We start from the raw sequence: 19,350 nt of genomic DNA on the forward strand, positions 1-19,350 counted from the left end.
GGGAGGAGCACGCACGTGACCGAGAGCATGACGCAGCAGCCCCTTGCAGGTTGGGACAAGCCGGAACTCGATCTCAGCACAGCGGACTGGCAGTCGAGCAGCCAGGGGGCGGGTGACGTCCAGATCGCATTCGTAGAAGGGTTCATCGCCATGCGCAACGGCGGCAAGCCCGAGAACCCGTCGCTGATCTTCTCGCCGGCGGAGTGGCGGGCATTCGTCCTCGGCGCGCGCGACGGGGAGTTCGACCTCACCTGATCAGGCCCGATCCGCAGGACCCCTAGCCTGGAGGCATGGGCGGCGAGAGCGACCTGCGGAAACTGCTGAGCGGCATGCGGCCGGAGCTGAACCCCGGCCGGTACGTCTTCACCACCACGGCCACGATCCACGGTGGCGCACCGCACGGGGTCACCCCTGTCGTCAGTGTCACCGAGAACGAGGGACTGACCCTCGTCGTACGCCAGGAGGAAGCCGAGGCCGCAGGCCTGGCGTACGACTACGTGGCCGGCTGGATCACGCTTCGCGTGCACTCCGCGCTCGATGCCGTCGGCCTCACCGCAGCCGTCGCCCGCGAGCTCGCCGAAGCGGGCCTGAGCTGCAACGTCGTCGCCGGGTACCACCACGATCACCTCTTCGTGCCCGCCGAGCGTGCGGCCGAGGCCGTGGGCCTGATCGAAGCACTGGCGGCGCGCTCCGCCTGACGCGCGTCCCGGGAACACCGCCGGAACCGGCCGTGGTCGTGACGGCGGGCTCACGGTGCGCCCCCCCTCGGCCCGTGCCGGGTGCCGCGGGAACATGCCGGGCCCGGCCGGCCGGACCCCTTCCGTGACCCCGGCGGCGCCACCGCCCGAGAGGTGTCCCGGCCCTGTCCGGCGCCGTCGGCGCAGCGCCGTATGCGGACGGGAAGGGCTGATCAAGGGCGGTACGGACGGCCCCGCCCCCGTCTCCGCACGGTGGCCCGGGGCACGTACCATGGCGGCATGTCCTTCCTCCGCCGCCGCAGCGCCGCCTCCCCCGCGGGCCCGGACTTCGATGTCCTGGCCATGGACCCCGGGGACTGGCCCGGCAACCTCGGGGCCGGTCTGCTGCCGGCTCCCGACGGAAGCTGCCAGGGTGTCTTCCTCCGTTACGACCTGTTCGGCGGACGCGGTCCCGCGATGATCATCGGGAACCTGCCCGAAGGCTCCCCGGCGCGTGAGCTCGCCGACAAGCAGGTGCCGTTCGAAGTGGCACAACTGCTCGTGGCCCTCGAGAACGACGAGGACATCGAGGTCGTCGGTACCGAGGACATGCCGGTGATGCAGGGCGACAACCTCCTGATCGTCCGGCGGGTCAAGCTCTCCGAGAGCCGCATCTCGTGCGTGCAGTTCGACCGCAGCGACAACGTGCTCGTCACCATCGCGAGCTGGGACCGGCCGATCACCGACGACCTGTACGCGCTGCTGAAGCCGCTGCCCGCCGAGCTCTTCCAGCAGGGCTGAGCCGCCGGGCTCCCGGCCCGGCCGCCGCCACGCCCCGGCCCGAACGGCCTAGTTGCAGTACTAGGACCTCAGCAGCCGTACATCGGACGCCTTCACATAGGCGACACGGTGTCCGAACTGGATCTCGTAGTACGTCTCCTCGCCGCGTACCACCCGGTGCCCCGTCGTATCGAACACCGGCGCGAAGTAGTACTCGGGAGCCATCCGGTCGCCCACCACATACCTTTGCCCCGCGAGCAGCTTGTACGGCAGCGGCGTCACGGGCTGGACAGGCACACCCGCCGGGTACGCCGCCGGCTCGGGGTAGGCCCGTCCGTACACCGGGATTTCGGCCGCGCCGTCCTTCGGCGTCAGCACCAGGCCCCGGGCGCCCACCGCGGCAGGCTGCTTGCGCGGATTGTGGAACCAGGCCTTCTGGCCGAGATACCAGATCGCGGTCCAGTCGCCCGCGCGCCCGGCGACCGCGTACTGCTGGCCGGCCGAGGCCCGGGCGCCGGTGTCGTTGACGCCCGTCGTCGAGTCCTGGCCACCCGGCCGCAAGCCGATGTCCTTCACCAGCGGCGCGTTCGCCCGGGGCGCGATGTGCAGCCGGACCGCGCCCGATCCGTGCGTCGCGCACACCTCGCCCGCCCGCACACAGCCCGTGTACACCGGCCGGTGCTCGTCATATTCCGGACGGATCGTCACCACGCCGGCCTCGGCGCCCGCCGTCGGATGGAACGGCCTGCCCAGCAGCCTGAAGTAGTGCGCCCAGTCCCAGTAGGGCCCGGGGTCCGTGTGCATCTGGCGGATGCTCGCCGTGGTGGGGCCGGGCACGTTGTCGTGGCCCAGGATGTGCTGCCGGTCCAGTGGAATGTCATATTTCCCGGCGAGGTACTTCACCAGCCGGGCGGACGTGCGGTACATCGCCTCCGTGTACCAGGCGTCGGGCGCCGTGAGGAAGCCCTCGTGTTCCAGGCCCACCGACTTTGCGTTGAGGTACCAGTTTCCGGCATGCCAGCCCACGTCCTGCAACGCCAGGTGCTGGGCGATGTGCCCGTCCGAGGAGCGCAGCGAGTACTGCCACGACACATAGGTGGGGTCCTGCACCAGTTGGAGAGTGACGTCCCAGGTGGCCTCGGTGTCATGGATGACGATGTAGTCGATGCTCTGCTTCGCGGGCCGCCCGGCTTTGTCGTGGTTGCCGTAGTCACCCTCCCCGAACTCCTCGTACGGTGCCGGGATCCACTCGCAGGCCACGGTCGGCGGGCACTCGGCCGGCCCGGCGTCGGCGGTCCGGAGTCCGAGCCGTCCGGCCTGCGCGGTGTCCGGCTCCAGCCCGGGCGAGGCGGGCAGGACCACCCGCTGCCCGCTGTCGGTGGTACGCCGCTCGCCCGCGCGGATCACCGCGAAGACGTCGTCGGCGTACGTGGTGGCGGTGGCGGTGTCGTCGGCGCCCGAGTAGCGGGCCACCGCCCCGTACCAGTCGGCCGGGTCCGCGCTGAGCGGCTGTTCCAGCTGCCTCTGCGCCGCCGCGAGCAGCGCCGCGCCACCCCGGACGTTGGCGGAGACGCTTTCCCTCAACCGCCGTGCAGGCAGCCCGGTGAGAGCTGCCGCCCGCTCCAAGGTCCGCAGCCGATCGGGCAGTTGCGAGGCGGCAGGCAGCTCCGCGTGGCCGGTTCTGGCCGGACGCGACTCGTCGCCCCGGGCATCCTCCGCCCCGTGTGAGTGGTGGGGAGCTTCTGCGAGGGCGGTCCTGGCATCCGTGAGATGCATGGGCCCGTACCCTCCCGTCACGCTGGCCGCCCCGCCGTGCGAGTCCCACCGGGACTGCAGGTACGACACAGCGAGCAGCACGCTCTGCGGTACGCCGTAACGCTGAGAGGCGGCGGCGAAGTCCCGCTGCAGCGTGTCCTGGGCGGGCAGTTCGACGGTGGCCGAGGGACCGGCCGAGACGAGGGGCAGCACAAGGGCCGCGGACGCCACGGCACCCGCCGTGCGCAGCCGCCACCGGGCGGTCGGATGGGGTGGGGGCGCGGCGGGTCTCTGCAAGGCGGGCCTCCTGGGACGAGGTGGGGCTCGATGGGGCGTGCGGTGCCGGACTCGCCTACAGGGGTATCGGGTGTCCGACGATCCGTCAATCACGCCTCGGAGCAAGGAAAATGCACGTCGCGGGCCTGCGAGGCGTCAGTGGAGTGGACCACTGGAGCGGGCAGGCGGTGACGTCGTCCCGCCGCGACGTACCGAACGTCATGGCCGGCGGAGTGACCGGACCGCGCCGTCTGCGCCCTCGTTCTGAGTATTTGTCAGTGGGCAGTGGCACAGTTCTCATGCTGACTGCGGAACAGCCCGCAGCCGGACACGAAGGGAAGAAGGCGCCCCATGGACTACACGATCGAGGTCCTCACCATCCCCGTTGCCGACGTCGACCGGGCCAAGGAGTTCTATGCGGACAAGTGCGGTTTCCACGTCGACGTCGACACCGAGGTGGCGCCGGGCATCCGCATCGTGCAGATCACGCCGCCGGGCTCGCGGTGCTCGATCGCGCTTTCACAAGGTATGCCGACCTCGCCGGCACAGTCGGAGATGAAGCCAGGCACCCTGCGCGGCGTGCAGATCTGCGTGACCGACATCGCCGCCGCGCACCGCGACCTGTCGGAGCGCGGAGTCGACGTCAGCCCGGTGCAGCACGTGGGGCCGGCGGGCTGGGAGGAGGGGAAGGGTGAGACCTGGAACTCCTTCGCCTTCTTCGCCGACCCGGACGGCAACGGCTGGGTGCTCCAGGAGGCGCCGTCCCCGCTGTCCGAGCGTTAGAAGGCAAACGCCCGGTGAGATTGGTGGAGCGCCGCTGCGAGGCGATCAGTGAGTGACCTCGAGCAGGCGTTGGCAGCGGACCCCCGGGCGCCCGTCGAGCCTGATGTTCTCCACGACTGCGAACCCGTTCCGTGCGAGCACGGACATGGACGCCCGGTTGTCGAGCGTGGTGACTGCCATGAGCGCGGCCAGCCCGTACGACTCAGCGGCCAGGCGGCACACTGCCTCGACCCCGGCCGTCGCGACGCCGCAGCCCGCGGCCCGCTCGCCGATCCGGTAGCCAAGTTCGGCGACACCTTGCACGACGTCCACGAGATTGACACGACCGATCAGGCTCCCCTCATCGTCCATGACGACATGGAAGTGATGCAGGCCGGCGTCCTGTTCGGCGAGCAGGGCACGGTGACGGGAGGGGAACTCGGCGAAGTAGGCGTCGCCTCGATCCGGCACAGACCGCGCGAAGTACTCCCGGTTCTCCTGCTCGAAAGCCAACAGCGCAGGCGCGTGGTCATCCCGCAGTCGCTCCAACCTCACCATGCCCAGGAGCATACGTAATCGAAGCCGTCCCGCGCACTGCGGCCGCGTCACCTCGGTCGGGCGGCTCTTGGCCGGCCGGGTCCGCCGTCAGCGAACCCGCCTGAGTGCTCGGAGTTGGCGGTGCTTGGGTGTCGGGATGGAGATCCTGGTTCTGGGCGGAAAAGCATGGGTCGGCCGGGACGGTCCGGTGGTTACCGCCGACTCGGCATGGCTGCTCGCGAACGGCGTCTGCGGCCGGTTTGCGACGGGGTGCCTCTCCGGCGATCCGATGCCCCGGCCAGTCCAAGGGTTCACCATGGCGCGGCGGTCCGTGACGCGCCCGGACCACGGGGCGTCACGGACCGCCGTCAACTTCAGCGGGTGCCGACCGCCGCACGCACGGCCCGGCGGGCCAGCGCACAGTCGTCGTGCAGCCGCCGCAGCAGCAACCGCTGCTCCTCGCCGGACGGCGGCACACCGACAGGGGCCGTAGCCGGTGCCGCCGGGGCCGTGTCGCGCATCGAGCGCTGTACGGCCGTCTCGTACGTACGGATCTCCTTGGTCAGTACCAGCATCAGGTTGACCAGGAAGGCGTCCCTGGCCGTGGGTCCAGCCGCCTGCGCCAGCTGGCTGATCTGACGCCGCGCCACCGGGGCGTCGCCCAGGACGGCCCACAGGGTCGCCAGGTCGTACCCCGGCAGGTACCAGCCCGCGTGTTCCCAGTCGACCATCACCGGACCCGCGGGGGAGAGCAGGATGTTGGAGAGAAGCGCGTCACCATGGCAGAACTGGCCCATCGCCTGCTTTCCGCCTGCCTGGGCGAGACCGTGCAGAAGCTTCTGCAGATCACCCAGGTCCCGGTCGGTCAGCAGACCCAGTTCGTGGTAGCGGGAAATCCGTGACGCATAGTCGAGTGGCCTGCCGAACATCTCCGCCGGCGGCCGCCACAGATTGATCCGGCAGATCGCACCGAGGGCTGCTCGCAGATCGGCTCGGGGCGGGGCCTCGGCCGGGTGCCGCTGGAGGGCCGCGACCCGGCCCGGCATCCGCTCGACCACCAGGGTGCAGTTCTCGGGATCCGCGGCGATGAGCCGAGGCGCCCGCACAGGTGGACGGTGCCGGACGAAGGCGCGGTATGCAGCTATTTCGTGCCGGTACCGCTCGGCCCACGCGGGGGAGTGGTCGAGTAAGCACTTGGCGACCGCGGTCGAGCGGCCGGTGGTGCCGACGAGCAGTACGGACCGTCCGCTGCGGCGCAGCACCTGGACCGGGTTGAACTCCGGACAGATGCGGTGCACCGAGGCGATCGCCGTGCGCAACTGCCCGCCCTGGGGGCCGGACAAGTCGAGTCTCCCACTGAGCGGTTGGGTGCCGAGCCCCGGGGTTCGCCGCGGCCGGCCGGCGGTGAGGGTCGTCGCTGCCGGACGGTTGGGATCGAGATAGGGACCGCTGCCCGCCGGGAAGGAACGGTGCGGCCGGGGCGGGGCGGACACGGAGGACGATGCTGCGTACATGGGAGATACAGATCCCTTCGTGTGCCGACGAGTTGCATGCGCTGCCCCGGCCGGCGGCCGTACTTCACCCTGGGGAATGCGGTCCGGCCGTCGGACGGGGTGGCGCGTTCCTACCTGACACCCGCCCGCGGGTGGCACACCATCTGGCGCACCCTGGCGAACCCTGGCGAATAGTCCCAGCGCATCTGACAGGGGGTTACTGTCGAACTCAGCCGAGAACCTGGGGGCTTGAAGTGACCGGAGAACCCAACACCCGTCTGAACGACCTGTTCGGCCTCGCCGGCTGGTCCAAGGGCGAACTCGCGAGGCTGGTGAACCGGCAGGCGGCGGCGATGGGCCACCCCCAGCTGGCGACCGACACCTCGCGCGTGAGGCGCTGGATCGACATGGGCGAATCGCCCCGCGATCCCGTGCCCAAGGTGTTGGCAGCTCTGTTCACCGAGCGACTCGGCCGTGTCGTGACCATCGAGGACCTCGGGTTCGGCCGGCACGGGCGTACAGGTAGACGGCGCGACGTCGGGAAACCCGACAACCCCGACGGCCTGCCGTGGGCGCCCGAACGGACGGCAGCGGTCCTCACCGAATTCACGGGAATGGACCTCATGCTCAACCGACGCGGCTTGGTGGGCGCGGGCGCCGCGCTCGCCGCAGGCTCCGCACTCAGCAGCGCCATGCACGACTGGCTCCACACCGATCCGTCCCTCACCACCGCCACCTCACCCGCGGGCGGCACCCGCTTCGACGATCCCCTGCACGCCGACCCCGCTGGGTTCGACCGCTATGAGGCCGCCCCCATCGGGTCGCAGGAGATCGAGGCCCTGGAGCGCTCGGTCGAGGTCTTCCGCGCCTGGGACGCGTCGCGTGGCGGCGGGCTCCAGCGCAAGGCCGTGGTGGGCCAGCTCAACGAGGTGGGCGGCATGCTCGCCTACCGTCATCCCGACCATCTCCAGCGCCGCCTCTGGGGCGTCGCCGCCAACCTGGCGGTGCTCGCGGGCTGGATGTCCCACGACGTCGGCCTCGAACCCACAGCCCAGAAGTACTTTGTGATCGCCGCCCACGCGGCCCGCGAAGGCGGTGACCGGCCCCGCGCGGGCGAAGCACTCTCCAGGGCAGCCCGGCAGATGGTCCACCTCGGCAAGCCGGACGACGCCCTGGACCTCATGAAGCTCGCCAGGTCCGGCTCGGGCGAGCAGACCCTTCCGCGCACGCGCGCCATGCTGCACACCATCGAGGCCTGGGCTCAGGCGTCTATGGGGCGCGGCCAGGCGATGCGGCGGACCCTCGGCGAAGCCGAGGAACTCTTCGTCTCCGACAAGGGCGACGTACCGCCGCCGAGTTGGATGCAACTGTTCGACGAGGCGGACCTGCACGGTATGCAGGCGCTGGCCTTCCGGACACTCGCCGAGCACGACCCCTCCGCCGCCGCCACCGCGCAGCGGCACGCCAAGGAGGCGCTCAAGCTCAGGGAGAACGGCCGGCAGCGTTCGAAGATCTTCGACTACATCTCCCTCGCCTCGGCCTGCTTCATCGCCGACGACCCGGAGCAGGCCGACCGCTACGCGAGGCTGGCCCTGGTGTCGATGGGTGAGACCTCCTCGCACCGCACCTGGGACCGGCTGCGCGAGATGTACCGGCTCACCGGCCAGTACGCGGGATACGCGAAGATTCAGGATCTGCGCGAGGAGATCGAGCTGGCCCTGCCGCGGAGCCCCGCCAAGAGAAGCAGGACCTCGAAGATCTGACTCGGCCTACAACTACGCCTGGCATCTCCCACTACGAAGCGAAATCCACCTACGGTCGGCTACGAACCGATCCGGGCGACCAGCACACAGGCGTCGTCCTCACGCTCGGTCTCACCGAACTCCTCGACGATGGTCCGTACGCAGTCCTGCGCGCTGCGCGCCAGGGCGAAGCGGGGGGCGAGAGCGAGAAGCCGGTCGGGACCGCCCGTCTCACTGAACTGCACGCTCCGGGCCGACAGTCCGTCCGTGTGCAGGATCAGTACATCGCCGGGCTGGAGCTGTTCCTCCTCCTGTCCGTACGTGGCGCCCGAGGTGGCTCCGAGCAGTACGCCCTCCGGAGGTGTCAGCGCCCGCCCCGCCCCGCCGCGGAACAGCAGCGGGGCGGGGTGTCCGGCCTGGGACCAGGTGAAGGTTCGGGTCGCAGGGTTGTAGCGGCAGCACACTGCGCTGCCCAGCGACGGCTGTACGGAGTTCTCGAGCAGCTGGTTGAGCCAGCCCATCAGGGGGCCTGGCTCGATGCCGGCCACGGCCATACCGCGCAGCGCCCCGAGCAGCATGGCCATCCCGGAGGTCGCCGTCACTCCGTGCCCGGTCAGGTCACCGACCGTGAGCATCGACTGGCCGTTGGGCAGTTCGAGTGCGTCGTACCACCCGCCGCCGATCAACGCGCTGCTGGCCGAGGGGAGGTAGTGGGCGGCCAGATCCAGCGCGCCGGACCGGCCCTGCGGCAGCTGGAGGGAGCCACGCCACGGTGGCAGAACGGCCTCCTGCAGCTCAACCGCGAGCCGGTGCTCGGTCTGCGCGATGTGGCGCTGGCGTTGTAGGGAGTCACGGGTCTCGCGTACCGCCCGCTGGCTGCGGCGGAGTTCGCTGACGTCGCGCAGCACCGCCCACATGGACGCCGTACCGCCGTCCTCGTCGAGTACCGGCTCGCCCATCATGTGCAGCGTACGCACGCAGCCGTCCGTGCGGACGATGCGGAACTCACCGTCTATCGGCTTCCCGTCGACCAGGCAGTCCGTCACCATGCCGGTCAGCAGGCCCTGGTCCTCGACGAACAGCATGGAAGGCAGTTCGTCCAGCGACAGCGGACCGCTCTCCGGAGACCGGCCGAAGATCTGGAACAGCTCCTCGGACCAACTCACCTCGTCCGTGAGCAGGTTCCACTCCGCGCTGCCCACCCGGCTGAGCAGGGAGCCCTGCCCGCTGTCCGGCGGCAGAGCGGCCGAGGAGACCGGCTCGGCGGCCGCTTCCTCCGCGGGTGGGGGCGGAAGACCCTCTTTCAGCTGGCCCAAGTGCTCGCCCAGATCGTCGAGATGATGGACCGCCAGGTCGCACAGGGCCCGCTGCCAGCGCCCCTGCGCATCGTCCTCGTCCACCACCGCGTCGCGCCGCACCGCGTCCACGTCTCCGCGCAGTCTGCGTGTCTGCGTGATGAGCTCATCGACGGAGCCGCGCTCGGGCGGCTGTGCGGCGGGACGGTCCGCGAACAGATGGGACGGCATCTCGAACTCCGATACATGGCGCGGCGCGGCCAAGTCTGAGGGAAGGACCAGTTACGACTGTTGCACAGGCAGCGATGGCCCGTAAGTGATTTGGCAACACCCGTTACGGTGGTGCTTCTGGCATATGCCAAAGGCCTTCCGGTGACCATGGCCTAGGACCGCCGCGCCGTGAACTCAGCCGACCGGAATCAGCGTGAGGTAGGCGAATCCGAGAATACCGCGATAGCCGCGCAGCCAGGAGGCGCGGTGCCGGTCAAGCCGCTCCCGGGTCGCCTCGGCCGCAGGGTGACTCGGATGGGCGGCCAGCCATTCCTCCGCGTCCGCTTGGTAGCCGGACTCGAACTCCTCCCATTCGTCGTTGCTTGCCGTCTCGATCCACTCCGGACGGAATCCCGCCTCGACCGCCGCGTCGACGAGGCCGGCGAGATCATGATGGTCCTGTGCCGAGGCACCCGGCCACATGGCGGACAGTTCGGCCGGTTCGGGCGTGCGCTCCCAGAAACCCTCGCCGAACAGGACACGGCCGTCGGGCGCGACCATCCGGCGCAGCGCCTTCAGCGCCTCCGCCGTCTGACGGGGCGGTTCGGCATCGCTGAGGGCCTGCCCGGCGCCGACGCACAGCACCACGTCGGCGGGTCCGCGTCGTGTACCGAGGGCGGACTCCTCGGCGAACTCGACGCGTCCGCCGAGGCCGCGGGCCGCGGCGAGCTTGCGGCCACGGGCCAGGTCCTCGGCGTTGAGGTCGATGCCGAGGCCGGTGGCACGGGGGGCGGCGGGAAGAACCCGGAGCATCAGCTCGCCCCAGCCGCAGCCCACATCGATGACGGTGGCGGGATCTCCGGCCCGCGTGAGCCGGTCGACGAGCCGTCCGGCGCGGGCCTCGGACAGCGGTCCGTGGAAGGTGAGACGGGTGAGGCGGGGCGGGAGGTTGGTGTCGGTGTCGCTCATGGGCGGGGACGGTAGCCGGGGAACGCCGGTGCGCACAGTGAATATCGCCCCCGCGCGGCACAGGAAGCGGCGCAGGAAGCGGCACAGGAAGCGGCGCAGGGAAGCGGCGCAGAGAGTTGCGTGCCGTATGCGTGACGACTGGAGCCGCGGGGCAGGGACCCGCTGACGGTCTCGCGCTGTCATCACCATCGGCGGGGCGTACGAGGGGGGCACTTCATGGGACGACAGACCGGCTGGCAATTCCTGGACGACCGCGGGCATCTGGCCGCGACGGCGCACACACCGGCACGGGTGGTGGCCTACATACAGGCTGGGGCGACGCTCTTCGACCACGGCTTATGCCCGGTGGGACTCTTCGGCTCCCGGCACGACGGCGAGAACCCGGACACGGCGAAGGCGGGGTCGCTCCCCTTGGCGGACATCGCGTACCTCGGGTCGGGCAGCGCGCTCGACACCGATGCGCTGCTGCGCGCGGCGCCCGACCTGGTGGTCGCCGTCACTTACGGCGGCGGACAGGTCTACGGCATCGACGCCGAGACGGCGAAACACGTCGAAGAACGTGTCCCGTTGGCCGTCATCGACGTGGGCCAGGGCCGCTCTCTCGGTGAACTGCGCGACCGCTTCACCGAACTGGCCCGGTCCCTCGGGGCGGCGACGGGCGGGCCCGCCGAAGCCGAACTCGACCGCGCCGCGGGACGGCTGCGTGACGCGGCCGGGGCAGCCGCCCATCCCCGGATCCTGGCGCTGTCGCCCGCGGGCCCGGACAGCGTCCACCTCGCCAGGCCGCCGGCCTGGCCGGATCTGCGGGAGCTGACCGAACTGGGCAGCACCCTGGCGGAACCGCCGAGCGGACCGGGCACCGGATGGTCGACCACCGGGTGGGGCGGCGCACAGTCGCTGGAGCCGGACATCATCCTCACCGACATCCGGGGGAACGCGTATCCCGTCGACGAGCTTCGCGGCGTGGCCGACTGGCAGGCGCTCGAGGCGCGGGCGCGGCTCGTTCCGTGGAATCCGGAGGTGCCGTGCAGCCTTGCCGCGCACGCGCGGTTCCTGCACACCGTGGCCGATGCCGTCGAGGCGTTCGGGGACCCCCGACTCTGACTCGTGCAGGCGTGCTGGATCAAGACCGGACCGAAGAGTGCAAGGTCACAGTCGTGGGCCCTGCTTACCCTCCGGGGCGCTGGCCTAGCATGCGGTCATGACGGTCATGCCTGACGACGGGCTCTCCCTGGCCGCCGAATTCCCGGATGCGACCCACGAGCAGTGGCAGAGCCTTGTCGAAGGCGTGCTGCGCAAGGCGGGCGCCCATGATGTCTCGGGTACGGCGGTCGAGGACGCTTTGTCCACTGCGCTCCAGGACGGGCTCTCCACCCGCCCGCTGTACACCGCGCGAAGCGCCGCGGACGCCACCGAGGACACGGACGAACTGGGTTACCCCGGCTTCGCGCCCTTCACCCGAGGCGGCCGGCCGGAGGGCGGTGCCGTCTCCGGGTGGGACGTACGGCAGCGTCATGCCGGGCGCGACCCCGCCCGGATCAACGAGGCCGTCCTCGCCGACCTCGAGAACGGGGTCACGTCCCTGTGGCTGTCCGTGGGCGCCGCCGGTGTGCCGGTGACCGGTCTGAACGCCGCGCTGGAAGGCGTCTATCTCGACCTGGCACCCGTCGTACTGGACGCGGGCGCCGAGTTCGACGCCGCCGGGCGCGAGTTGCTCCGGATCTACGGCGAGCGTCAGGTGCCGCCGCAGGCCGCGGCCGGCAATCTCGGCGCCGACCCGCTCGGCCATGTGGCACGTACCGGCCGGAACTCCGGCCTGGACGAACAGTTTGCCGCGGCCGCAGAACTCGCCCGGGTGTGCCATCGCGATTTCCCGGGTGTGCGGGCTCTCAACGTGGACGCACTGCCGTACCACGAGGCCGGTGGGTCCGCCGCCGAGGAGCTGGGCTGCTCACTCGCCACCGCGGTCGCCCATCTGCGGGCACTGACCGAGGCCGGACTGCCGGTGGACGCGGCCTGCGGCCAGCTGGAGTTCCGGTACGCGGCCACCGCGGACCAGTTCCTGACGATCGCCAAGTTCCGTGCGGCCAGGCGGCTCTGGGCGCGGGTGGCGCAGGCGTGCGGGGCGTCGGCGTCCGCCGGTGCGCAGCGCCAGCACGCTGTGACGTCCTCGGTGATGATGTCCCGTCGTGACCCCTGGGTGAACATGCTGCGGACCACGGTCGCCGCGCTGGGCGCCGGAGTCGGCGGCGCCGACTCGGTCACCGTGCTCCCCTTCGACCACGCGCTGGGCCTGCCGGACGCGTTCGCCCGCAGGATCGCCCGTAATACCTCCACGATCCTGGTGGAGGAGTCGCACCTCGCCCGGGTCGTCGATCCGGCGGGCGGCTCCTGGTACGTCGAACAGCTCACCGACGAACTCGCCCGCGCGGCCTGGTCCTGGTTCCAGGAGATCGAGCGGGCGGGCGGCCAGGCGGCCGCGCTGCACAGCGGACTGGTGGCCGAACGGCTGGCGGGCACCTGGGAGAGCCGTTCCCGCGAACTGGCCCGCCGTCGCGAGCCTGTCACCGGCGTGAGCGAGTTCCCGAACCTGGCGGAAGCACCCGTGGAACGGGAACCGGCCCCGGCCGCGGAGGCCGGCGGACTGCCGAGAGTCCGCCGGGACGAGGCGTTCGAGACACTGCGGGCCCGCTCCGACGCGCATCTGGCCGCCACCGGGGCCCGCCCCCGGGTGTTCCTGGCGACGCTGGGACCGGCTTCGGCGCACACGGCGCGCGCGACGTTCGCCGCCAATCTCTTCCAGGCCGGCGGCATCGAGCCGGTGCACAGTCCCGTCCCGGTCGACCCCTCGGCGGCCGCCGAGGCGTTCACCCGCAGCGGCGCCGCGGTGGCGTGCCTGTGTTCCAGCGACAAGCTGTACGGCGAGCAGGCCGAAGCCGTGGCCGCGGCCCTGAAGTCCGCCGGAGCACGCCGCGTGTTCCTCGCCGGCCGGCCCGGCGAGCACCGCGAGGCGTTCCAGCGGGCCGGAGTCGACGAGTTCGTCTTCGCGGGCGGCGACGCGGTCGCTGTCCTCTCCTCCGTACTCGATGACTTGGGAGTGGCGTGATGCAGGCCTGTACGGGACAGCGGGAAGCGATCCCCGACTTCTCCGGCGTCGAGCTGGACACGGACGACGGGAGGCCCGCCGCCGGTGCGGATCAGTGGCGTACGGCCCTGAAGGAGAGCACCGGCAAGGGCGAGGACGAGCTGCTGTGGCAGACCCCGGAAGGCATCGGGGTCAAGCCGCTGTACACGGGGCAGGACCTGGAGGGCCTCGACTTCCTGTCGACGTACCCGGGCGTCGCGCCCTATCTGCGCGGTCCGTACCCGACGATGTACGTCAACCAGCCGTGGACGATCCGGCAGTACGCAGGCTTCTCCACCGCCGAGGAGTCCAACGCCTTCTACCGGCGCAACCTCGCCGCCGGACAGAAGGGCCTGTCGGTCGCCTTCGACCTGCCGACGCACCGCGGCTACGACAGCGACCATCCACGCGTCACCGGTGACGTCGGCATGGCGGGCGTCGCCATCGACTCGATCTACGACATGCGGCAGCTGTTCGACGGCATCCCGCTGGACCGGATGAGCGTGTCGATGACGATGAACGGCGCGGTGCTGCCCGTTCTCGCGCTGTACATCGTGGCCGCCGAGGAGCAGGGCGTACCGCCCGAGAAGCTGGCCGGGACCATCCAGAACGACATTCTCAAAGAGTTCATGGTCCGCAACACCTACATCTACCCGCCCCAGCCCTCCATGCGGATCATCTCCGACATCTTCGCGTACACCTCCCAGAAGATGCCCCGCTACAACTCCATCTCCATCTCCGGCTACCACATCCAGGAGGCCGGAGCGACAGCCGACCTGGAGCTGGCGTACACCCTCGCCGACGGTGTGGAGTATCTGCGGGCCGGGCTGGAGGCCGGACTGGACGTGGACGCGTTCGCGCCGCGCCTGTCGTTCTTCTGGGCGATCGGCATGAACTTCTTCATGGAGGTCGCGAAGCTGCGCGCGGCCCGCCTCCTGTGGGCCAAGCTCGTCAAGCGCTTCGACCCCAGGAATCCCAAGTCGCTGTCACTGCGCACCCATTGCCAGACCTCGGGCTGGTCCCTCACCGCCCAGGACGTCTTCAACAACGTGACCCGCACCTGTGTCGAGGCCATGGCCGCCACCCAGGGGCACACCCAGTCGCTGCACACCAACGCCCTCGACGAGGCACTGGCTCTGCCCACCGACTTCTCCGCACGGATCGCCCGCAACACCCAGTTGCTGCTCCAGCAGGAGTCCGGCACCTGTCGCGTGATCGATCCCTGGGGCGGAAGCGCGTACGTCGAGCGGCTCACCCACGACCTCGCCCGCCGTGCCTGGCAGCACATCGAGGAGGTCGAGGCGGCCGGCGGTATGGCGAAGGCCATCGACGCCGGCATCCCCAAGCTGCGGGTGGAGGAGGCCGCGGCCCGTACCCAGGCCCGCATCGACTCCGGACGGCAGCCCGTCATCGGGGTGAACAAGTACCGGGTGGACAGCGACGAGCAGATCGACGTACTGAAGGTCGACAACTCATCGGTACGTACACAGCAGATCGAGAAGCTGCGCAGGCTCAGGGAGGAACGGGACGAGGCGGCCTGCCAGCAGGCCCTGCGTGCCCTCACCGCTTCCGCGGAGCGGGGCGCCGGCCGGGACGGGGGGCTTACCGGCAACCTGCTGGCCCTCGCGGTCGACGCGGCTCGCGCGATGGCGACCGTCGGCGAGATCTCCGACGCCCTGGAGAAGGTGTACGGCAGACACGCCGGACAGATCCGTACGATCTCCGGTGTGTACCGCAACGAAGCCGGAACCTCCCCCGCCGTCGAGCGCACCCGCAGCCTCGTCGAGGCGTTCGAGACGGCCGAAGGGCGCCGGCCCCGCATCCTGGTCGCCAAAATGGGCCAGGACGGCCACGACCGCGGCCAGAAGGTGATCGCCACCGCCTTCGCCGACCTGGGCTTCGACGTCGACGTCGGCCCGCTGTTCCAGACCCCGGCGGAGGTGGCCAGGCAGGCTGTGGAGGCCGACGTGCACATCGTCGGCGTCTCCTCGCTGGCGGCCGGCCACCTCACGCTCGTACCGGCGCTGCGCGAGCAGCTCGCCGCCGAGGGCCGGGAGGACATCATGATCGTCGTGGGGGGTGTGATCCCGCCCCAGGACGTCGAGACGCTTCGCGAGGCCGGCGCCGCCGCGGTCTTCCCGCCCGGCACGGTGATCCCGGATGCGGCCCAGGACCTGGTGACCACCCTGGCCGCCGCTCTCGGCCACGAGCGGTGAGCCGATGCCACCCACCATCGATGTCGACACTTACGTCAAGGGCGTGCTGGACGGTTCACGGGCGTACATCGCCCGTGCCATCACGCTCGTCGAGTCAACGCGCGCCGAACACCGGGAGCTGGCCCAAGGCCTGTTGACCGCGCTGCTGCCCCATGCGGGCGCGGCGCGGCGGGTCGGCATCAGCGGTGTCCCGGGCGTGGGCAAGTCCACCTTCATCGACGCGCTCGGCACGCTGCTCACGGGCCTCGGTCACCGAGTGGCGGTGCTCGCAGTCGACCCGTCCTCGAGCCGGACCGGCGGCTCCATCCTCGGCGACAAGACCCGGATGGAGCGCCTCGCGGTGGACCCGGCGGCGTTCGTGCGGCCCTCACCGACCTCGGGCACGCTGGGCGGCGTAGCGAGGGCGACCCGGGAAAGCATGATCGTCGTGGAGGCCGCCGGCTTCGACGTAGTGCTCGTCGAAACGGTGGGCGTAGGCCAGTCCGAGACCGCGGTCGCGGACATGGTGGACTCCTTCCTGCTGCTCACCCTCGCGCGGACCGGGGACCAGCTCCAGGGCATCAAGAAGGGCGTACTGGAGCTGGCCGACGTCATCGCCGTCAACAAGGCCGACGGACCGCACGAGCGCGACGCGAGATCCGCCGCGCGCGAACTGGCCGGCGCGCTTCGCCTCATGCATCCGGCAGACGCCGCGTGGACGCCACCGGTGCTCAGTTGCAGCGCGCGGGAGGGAAGCGGACTGGAGACGGTGTGGGAGCGGCTGGAACAGCACCGGACCGTCCTGGACGCGAGCGGCCGGCTGGTACGCAAGCGCAGCGACCAACAGGTCGACTGGACCTGGACGATGGTCCGCGACCACCTGCTGGACCACCTGCGCAGGCACCCCGGGGTCCAGCGGCTGGCGCCGGACCTCGAACAGCAGGTCCGTGACGGGCAGCTGACCGCGACACTCGCCGCCGACCGGCTCATCGGAGCTCTCGAACTGCCCGGGTGACCCCGGCCGGTCCGTTCCCGGTGCCGGCCGGCATCGCGAGGTCTACTACGGCCAGGGCGTCGCGTACCGATGCGCGGCTGTGGTCATTCGCCCCACCGCCGGCGGACCTCCTCCCCGGAACGGGGAACCCACGTGCGCGATGACGACAGTTGACCGCGCGCCGCATGGGTGGCGGCATCGTGGCACGACTACGCGCCACGGGGACCCGATCGTTCGCGGCGCGGGCGGTGCCGGGTCACCATGGCAGAGGGGCTGCCCTGCACCGGTCCCGGCCGGAGGTCATTCGTGGTGGGCGCATTTCTGCCGGTTGTCTTCGCGCTGTGCGCGGCGCTCAGCAATGCCGTCGCCACCGTGCTGCAGCGGCGTGCCGCGCTCACCGTGCCGCAGTCCCGGGGCTTCCGCCCGGGCTTGGTGCTCGACCTGCTGCGGCGTCCCGTCTGGCTGGCGGGGATGTTCGCCGTCATCGCCGCCGGCGTCTGCCAGGCAGTGGCGCTGGCGACCGGCCCGCTGTCACTCGTGCAGCCCCTGTTCGTCCTGGAGCTTCCGCTGGCGCTGCTGGTCGCCTCGCTGCTGCTGCACCGGAGCCTGCCCCGCACCGGCTGGACCGCCGTGGCCTGTGTGGTGGCCGGCCTGGGGCTGGCCCTCGCGGCGGCCTCGCCGACCGGCAACCGGACGCACGTACCGCTCGACCGGTGGGTCACCGCCCTGGCCGTCTGTGGCGTGGCCATGGTGGGCTTCGCGGCGGTGGGCCTGCGCCGGCCTCCGGGCCGGGCGCGCGCCGCCTGTCTCGGCACGGCCACGGCCATCGGGTACGCGCTCACGGCGGCGCTGATGAAGGCCGCGACCCACATCCTGGACGACCAGGGCCTGGCGGCTTTTCTATCCGCTTGGCAGACCTACGCCTTCGCGGTGACGGGCCTGTGCGCCCTGCTTCTGCTGGAGCACGCCATGCAGGGAGGCCTCCTGGTGGCCTCGCAGCCCGCACTCACTCTGGGGGACGCGCTGGTGAGCCTCACTCTCGGCGTGACGTTGTACGAGGAGCACGTCCGGTCCGGCTGGTGGCTGCTGCCGCAACTGCTCGGTCTCGTACTGATCGCCGTCGGTGCGGTCTCGCTCGCGCGGATGCCGCTCACCAGGTTCCTGGTCGTGTCCTGAACCGCCGCGTCCCGGCGGCGGTTCAGGACGGTGGGCCGGGCGCCCCATGAGGCGCCCGGCCCACCGGTGCCCGCCGCGACCTACGAGACGGAGAGCGGTACCGGGTGCACCTCCGTGACCGGGTGGCCCGCCCGCTCGTGGACCCGCATGACCGCTTCCTGCGAGGGTGCCTCGGACAGGCAGTACACGGTCCCCGACTCGGGGTCCGCCCACGCCTTCTCGAAGTGCACGCCCTCCTCGCTTTCGATGGCGAGGTCGGCCCGGTGGGCCGCCGAGAGCTGTTCGGCGGTAATGCCCTTCATACCGTGGTGGACATCCATGAATTGCGTCATCGCCCGCCACCTCCGGATTGTCGTCTGCACTGTTCCCTTCCATCGTGCGCGCGCCGGTGCCCCGCTGCGACCGTGGCCGGGCCGGTGACCGGGCGAACTGGACATGCAACCTGTTGGTTGCCTATCGTGGATCCGAGGAGGTGACGATGGACGCGGTGTTCAGGGCGCTCGCCGATCCCAGCCGCAGGCAGCTGCTGGACCGGCTCAACGGGCGCAACGGACAGACCCTGCGGGAACTGAGCGAGGGCCTGGACATGAGCAGACAAGCGGTGAGCAAACACCTGGCTGTCCTGGAGTCGGCCCTGCTGGTCACCTCCGTACGGCGAGGCAGGGAGAAGCTGCACTACCTCAACCCCCTGCCCATCCAGGAGATCGCCGATCGCTGGATCGGGCAGTACGAGCGCGGCCGGCTGGCCGTGCTGTCCCACCTGAAGCAGACCCTGGAAGGACCAGCCATGACCAAGCCCGAGTTCGTCTATGTGACGTACATCCAGACCACCGCCGAGAAGCTGTACCAGGCGCTGACCGATCCCGAGTTCATCAAGGTCTACATGGGCGGTCATGGGCCCGAATCCGACTGGCAGGTGGGTTCGTCGGTGAAGTGGAAGATGGACCCGAACGGAGAGTTCGAGGAGCTCGGCCAGCGGGTGCTGGAGGCCGAGCCCGGCAAGCGGCTCTCGTACACCTGGCACACGCTGCAGCCCATGCACCGCGACCTCTTCGACTCGGACGAGGCGTTCGAGGCGGCTCTGCAGGAGCGGTCGAAGGTGACCTTCGACATCGAGCCCGCCGAGATCCCCGTGATGGGCACCAAACTGACCATCACCCACGACGGTTTCGACAGCCCGGACAGCAAGATGCTGGAAGGCGTGAGCGGCGGCTGGGTCATGATCCTTTCAGCGCTCAAGACCCACCTGGAGGGCGGCAGGCTGCTCTCGGAGCAGCCCACTCCCGCCGAACGCTGAGGAGTCGGTACGCTACCTGCCGGTAGCCGCCGGATACCTCCGGCTGCGGGCGGGCGAGGACGGAGTTC

17 protein-coding genes are annotated in these 19,350 nt (G+C 70.7%); 11 read left to right on the forward strand and 6 right to left on the reverse strand.

Annotated features, from left to right (window positions below):
* Positions 1–15 precede the first annotated feature (15 nt).
* The 3 genes from AB0M62_RS15910 (at position 16) to AB0M62_RS15920 (ending at position 1,478) form a co-directional block, all read left to right on the forward strand.
* Positions 16–255 carry a DUF397 domain-containing protein gene (locus AB0M62_RS15910; RefSeq protein ID WP_366074771.1) on the forward strand — a complete coding sequence of 80 codons (240 nt, stop codon included), beginning with the start codon at positions 16–18 and terminating at the stop codon, positions 253–255.
* A gap of 35 nt (positions 256–290) precedes the next feature.
* On the forward strand, positions 291–698 hold the full coding sequence (locus tag AB0M62_RS15915; protein ID WP_366074772.1) for an ACT domain-containing protein: 408 nt from the start codon (positions 291–293) through the stop codon (positions 696–698).
* 279 nt (positions 699–977) lie between these two features.
* Positions 978–1,478 (forward strand): hypothetical protein, encoded by a 501-nt coding sequence (locus tag AB0M62_RS15920; protein WP_366074773.1) that lies wholly within the window; start codon positions 978–980, stop codon positions 1,476–1,478.
* Positions 1,479–1,538: 60 nt separating this feature from the next.
* Here the strand turns inward: AB0M62_RS15920 and AB0M62_RS15925 are convergent, their stop codons facing one another.
* On the reverse strand, positions 1,539–3,461 hold the full coding sequence (locus AB0M62_RS15925; RefSeq protein ID WP_366074812.1) for a peptidoglycan recognition family protein: 1,923 nt from the start codon (positions 3,459–3,461) through the stop codon (positions 1,539–1,541).
* Positions 3,462–3,839: 378 nt separating this feature from the next.
* Here AB0M62_RS15925 and AB0M62_RS15930 point away from each other — a divergent pair, with 378 nt between their 5' ends.
* A complete protein-coding gene (locus tag AB0M62_RS15930) occupies positions 3,840–4,271 on the forward strand; it encodes a VOC family protein (protein WP_366074774.1) in 432 nt (143 codons plus the stop codon).
* A gap of 45 nt (positions 4,272–4,316) precedes the next feature.
* Here AB0M62_RS15930 and AB0M62_RS15935 read toward each other — a convergent pair whose 3' ends face one another.
* Positions 4,317–4,808, reverse strand: coding sequence for a GNAT family N-acetyltransferase (locus AB0M62_RS15935; protein ID WP_366074775.1), 492 nt, complete (start codon positions 4,806–4,808; stop codon positions 4,317–4,319).
* Positions 4,809–5,161: 353 nt separating this feature from the next.
* On the reverse strand, positions 5,162–6,301 hold the full coding sequence (locus AB0M62_RS15940; RefSeq protein ID WP_366074776.1) for an aminoglycoside phosphotransferase family protein: 1,140 nt from the start codon (positions 6,299–6,301) through the stop codon (positions 5,162–5,164).
* A 233-nt stretch (positions 6,302–6,534) separates the two neighbouring features.
* On the opposite strand from AB0M62_RS15940, the gene AB0M62_RS15945 reads away from it, so the two are divergent.
* Positions 6,535–8,043 carry a hypothetical protein gene (locus AB0M62_RS15945; protein WP_366074777.1) on the forward strand — a complete coding sequence of 503 codons (1,509 nt, stop codon included), beginning with the start codon at positions 6,535–6,537 and terminating at the stop codon, positions 8,041–8,043.
* Between the two features lie 59 nt (positions 8,044–8,102).
* Here AB0M62_RS15945 and AB0M62_RS15950 read toward each other — a convergent pair whose 3' ends face one another.
* Both AB0M62_RS15950 and AB0M62_RS15955 read right to left on the reverse strand, forming a co-directional pair.
* Positions 8,103–9,548 (reverse strand): SpoIIE family protein phosphatase, encoded by a 1,446-nt coding sequence (locus tag AB0M62_RS15950; protein ID WP_366074778.1) that lies wholly within the window; start codon positions 9,546–9,548, stop codon positions 8,103–8,105.
* A 174-nt stretch (positions 9,549–9,722) separates the two neighbouring features.
* Positions 9,723–10,496 carry a class I SAM-dependent methyltransferase gene (locus AB0M62_RS15955; protein ID WP_366074779.1) on the reverse strand — a complete coding sequence of 258 codons (774 nt, stop codon included), beginning with the start codon at positions 10,494–10,496 and terminating at the stop codon, positions 9,723–9,725.
* A gap of 216 nt (positions 10,497–10,712) precedes the next feature.
* On the opposite strand from AB0M62_RS15955, the gene AB0M62_RS15960 reads away from it, so the two are divergent.
* The 5 genes from AB0M62_RS15960 to AB0M62_RS15980 all read left to right on the forward strand — a co-directional run bounded on the left by AB0M62_RS15960 (position 10,713) and on the right by AB0M62_RS15980 (position 17,985).
* On the forward strand, positions 10,713–11,600 hold the full coding sequence (locus tag AB0M62_RS15960; protein ID WP_366074780.1) for an ABC transporter substrate-binding protein: 888 nt from the start codon (positions 10,713–10,715) through the stop codon (positions 11,598–11,600).
* A 97-nt stretch (positions 11,601–11,697) separates the two neighbouring features.
* Entirely contained in the window at positions 11,698–13,602 is a 1,905-nt protein-coding gene (locus AB0M62_RS15965; RefSeq protein ID WP_366074781.1) for a methylmalonyl-CoA mutase family protein, read from the forward strand.
* A complete protein-coding gene (gene scpA, locus AB0M62_RS15970; protein ID WP_366074782.1) occupies positions 13,602–15,836 on the forward strand; it encodes a methylmalonyl-CoA mutase in 2,235 nt (744 codons plus the stop codon). The genes AB0M62_RS15965 and scpA overlap by 1 nt, the downstream gene beginning before the upstream one ends.
* Positions 15,837–15,840: 4 nt before the next feature.
* Entirely contained in the window at positions 15,841–16,830 is a 990-nt protein-coding gene (meaB, locus tag AB0M62_RS15975; protein ID WP_366074783.1) for a methylmalonyl Co-A mutase-associated GTPase MeaB, read from the forward strand.
* A 288-nt stretch (positions 16,831–17,118) separates the two neighbouring features.
* On the forward strand, positions 17,119–17,985 hold the full coding sequence (locus AB0M62_RS15980) for a DMT family transporter (protein WP_366074813.1): 867 nt from the start codon (positions 17,119–17,121) through the stop codon (positions 17,983–17,985).
* A gap of 80 nt (positions 17,986–18,065) precedes the next feature.
* Here the strand turns inward: AB0M62_RS15980 and AB0M62_RS15985 are convergent, their stop codons facing one another.
* Entirely contained in the window at positions 18,066–18,317 is a 252-nt protein-coding gene (locus tag AB0M62_RS15985; protein ID WP_366074784.1) for an SCO4226 family nickel-binding protein, read from the reverse strand.
* A gap of 146 nt (positions 18,318–18,463) precedes the next feature.
* On the opposite strand from AB0M62_RS15985, the gene AB0M62_RS15990 reads away from it, so the two are divergent.
* Positions 18,464–19,282, forward strand: coding sequence for a metalloregulator ArsR/SmtB family transcription factor (locus tag AB0M62_RS15990; protein WP_366074785.1), 819 nt, complete (start codon positions 18,464–18,466; stop codon positions 19,280–19,282).
* Positions 19,283–19,350: the final 68 nt, after the last annotated feature.

Origin of the sequence: Streptomyces sp. NPDC051219, from assembly GCF_040682335.1 — a bacterium.
GTDB lineage: Bacteria > Actinomycetota > Actinomycetes > Streptomycetales > Streptomycetaceae > Streptomyces.

Bases quoted from the DNA above. Each gene is read 5' to 3' on its own strand.
- AB0M62_RS15915 (WP_366074772.1), top strand. From the start codon at position 291: ATGGGCGGCGAGAGCGACCTGCGGAAACTGCTGAGCGGCATGCGGCCG.
- AB0M62_RS15920 (WP_366074773.1), top strand. From the start codon at position 978: ATGTCCTTCCTCCGCCGCCGCAGCGCCGCCTCCCCCGCGGGCCCGGAC.
- AB0M62_RS15930 (WP_366074774.1), top strand. From the start codon at position 3,840: ATGGACTACACGATCGAGGTCCTCACCATCCCCGTTGCCGACGTCGAC.
- AB0M62_RS15935 (WP_366074775.1), bottom strand. From the start codon at position 4,808: ATGGTGAGGTTGGAGCGACTGCGGGATGACCACGCGCCTGCGCTGTTG.
- AB0M62_RS15940 (WP_366074776.1), bottom strand. From the start codon at position 6,301: ATGTACGCAGCATCGTCCTCCGTGTCCGCCCCGCCCCGGCCGCACCGT.
- AB0M62_RS15950 (WP_366074778.1), bottom strand. From the start codon at position 9,548: ATGCCGTCCCATCTGTTCGCGGACCGTCCCGCCGCACAGCCGCCCGAG.
- AB0M62_RS15955 (WP_366074779.1), bottom strand. From the start codon at position 10,496: ATGAGCGACACCGACACCAACCTCCCGCCCCGCCTCACCCGTCTCACC.
- AB0M62_RS15960 (WP_366074780.1), top strand. From the start codon at position 10,713: ATGGGACGACAGACCGGCTGGCAATTCCTGGACGACCGCGGGCATCTG.
- AB0M62_RS15965 (WP_366074781.1), top strand. From the start codon at position 11,698: ATGACGGTCATGCCTGACGACGGGCTCTCCCTGGCCGCCGAATTCCCG.
- scpA (WP_366074782.1), top strand. From the start codon at position 13,602: ATGCAGGCCTGTACGGGACAGCGGGAAGCGATCCCCGACTTCTCCGGC.
- meaB (WP_366074783.1), top strand. From the start codon at position 15,841: ATGCCACCCACCATCGATGTCGACACTTACGTCAAGGGCGTGCTGGAC.
- AB0M62_RS15985 (WP_366074784.1), bottom strand. From the start codon at position 18,317: ATGACGCAATTCATGGATGTCCACCACGGTATGAAGGGCATTACCGCC.
- AB0M62_RS15990 (WP_366074785.1), top strand. From the start codon at position 18,464: ATGGACGCGGTGTTCAGGGCGCTCGCCGATCCCAGCCGCAGGCAGCTG.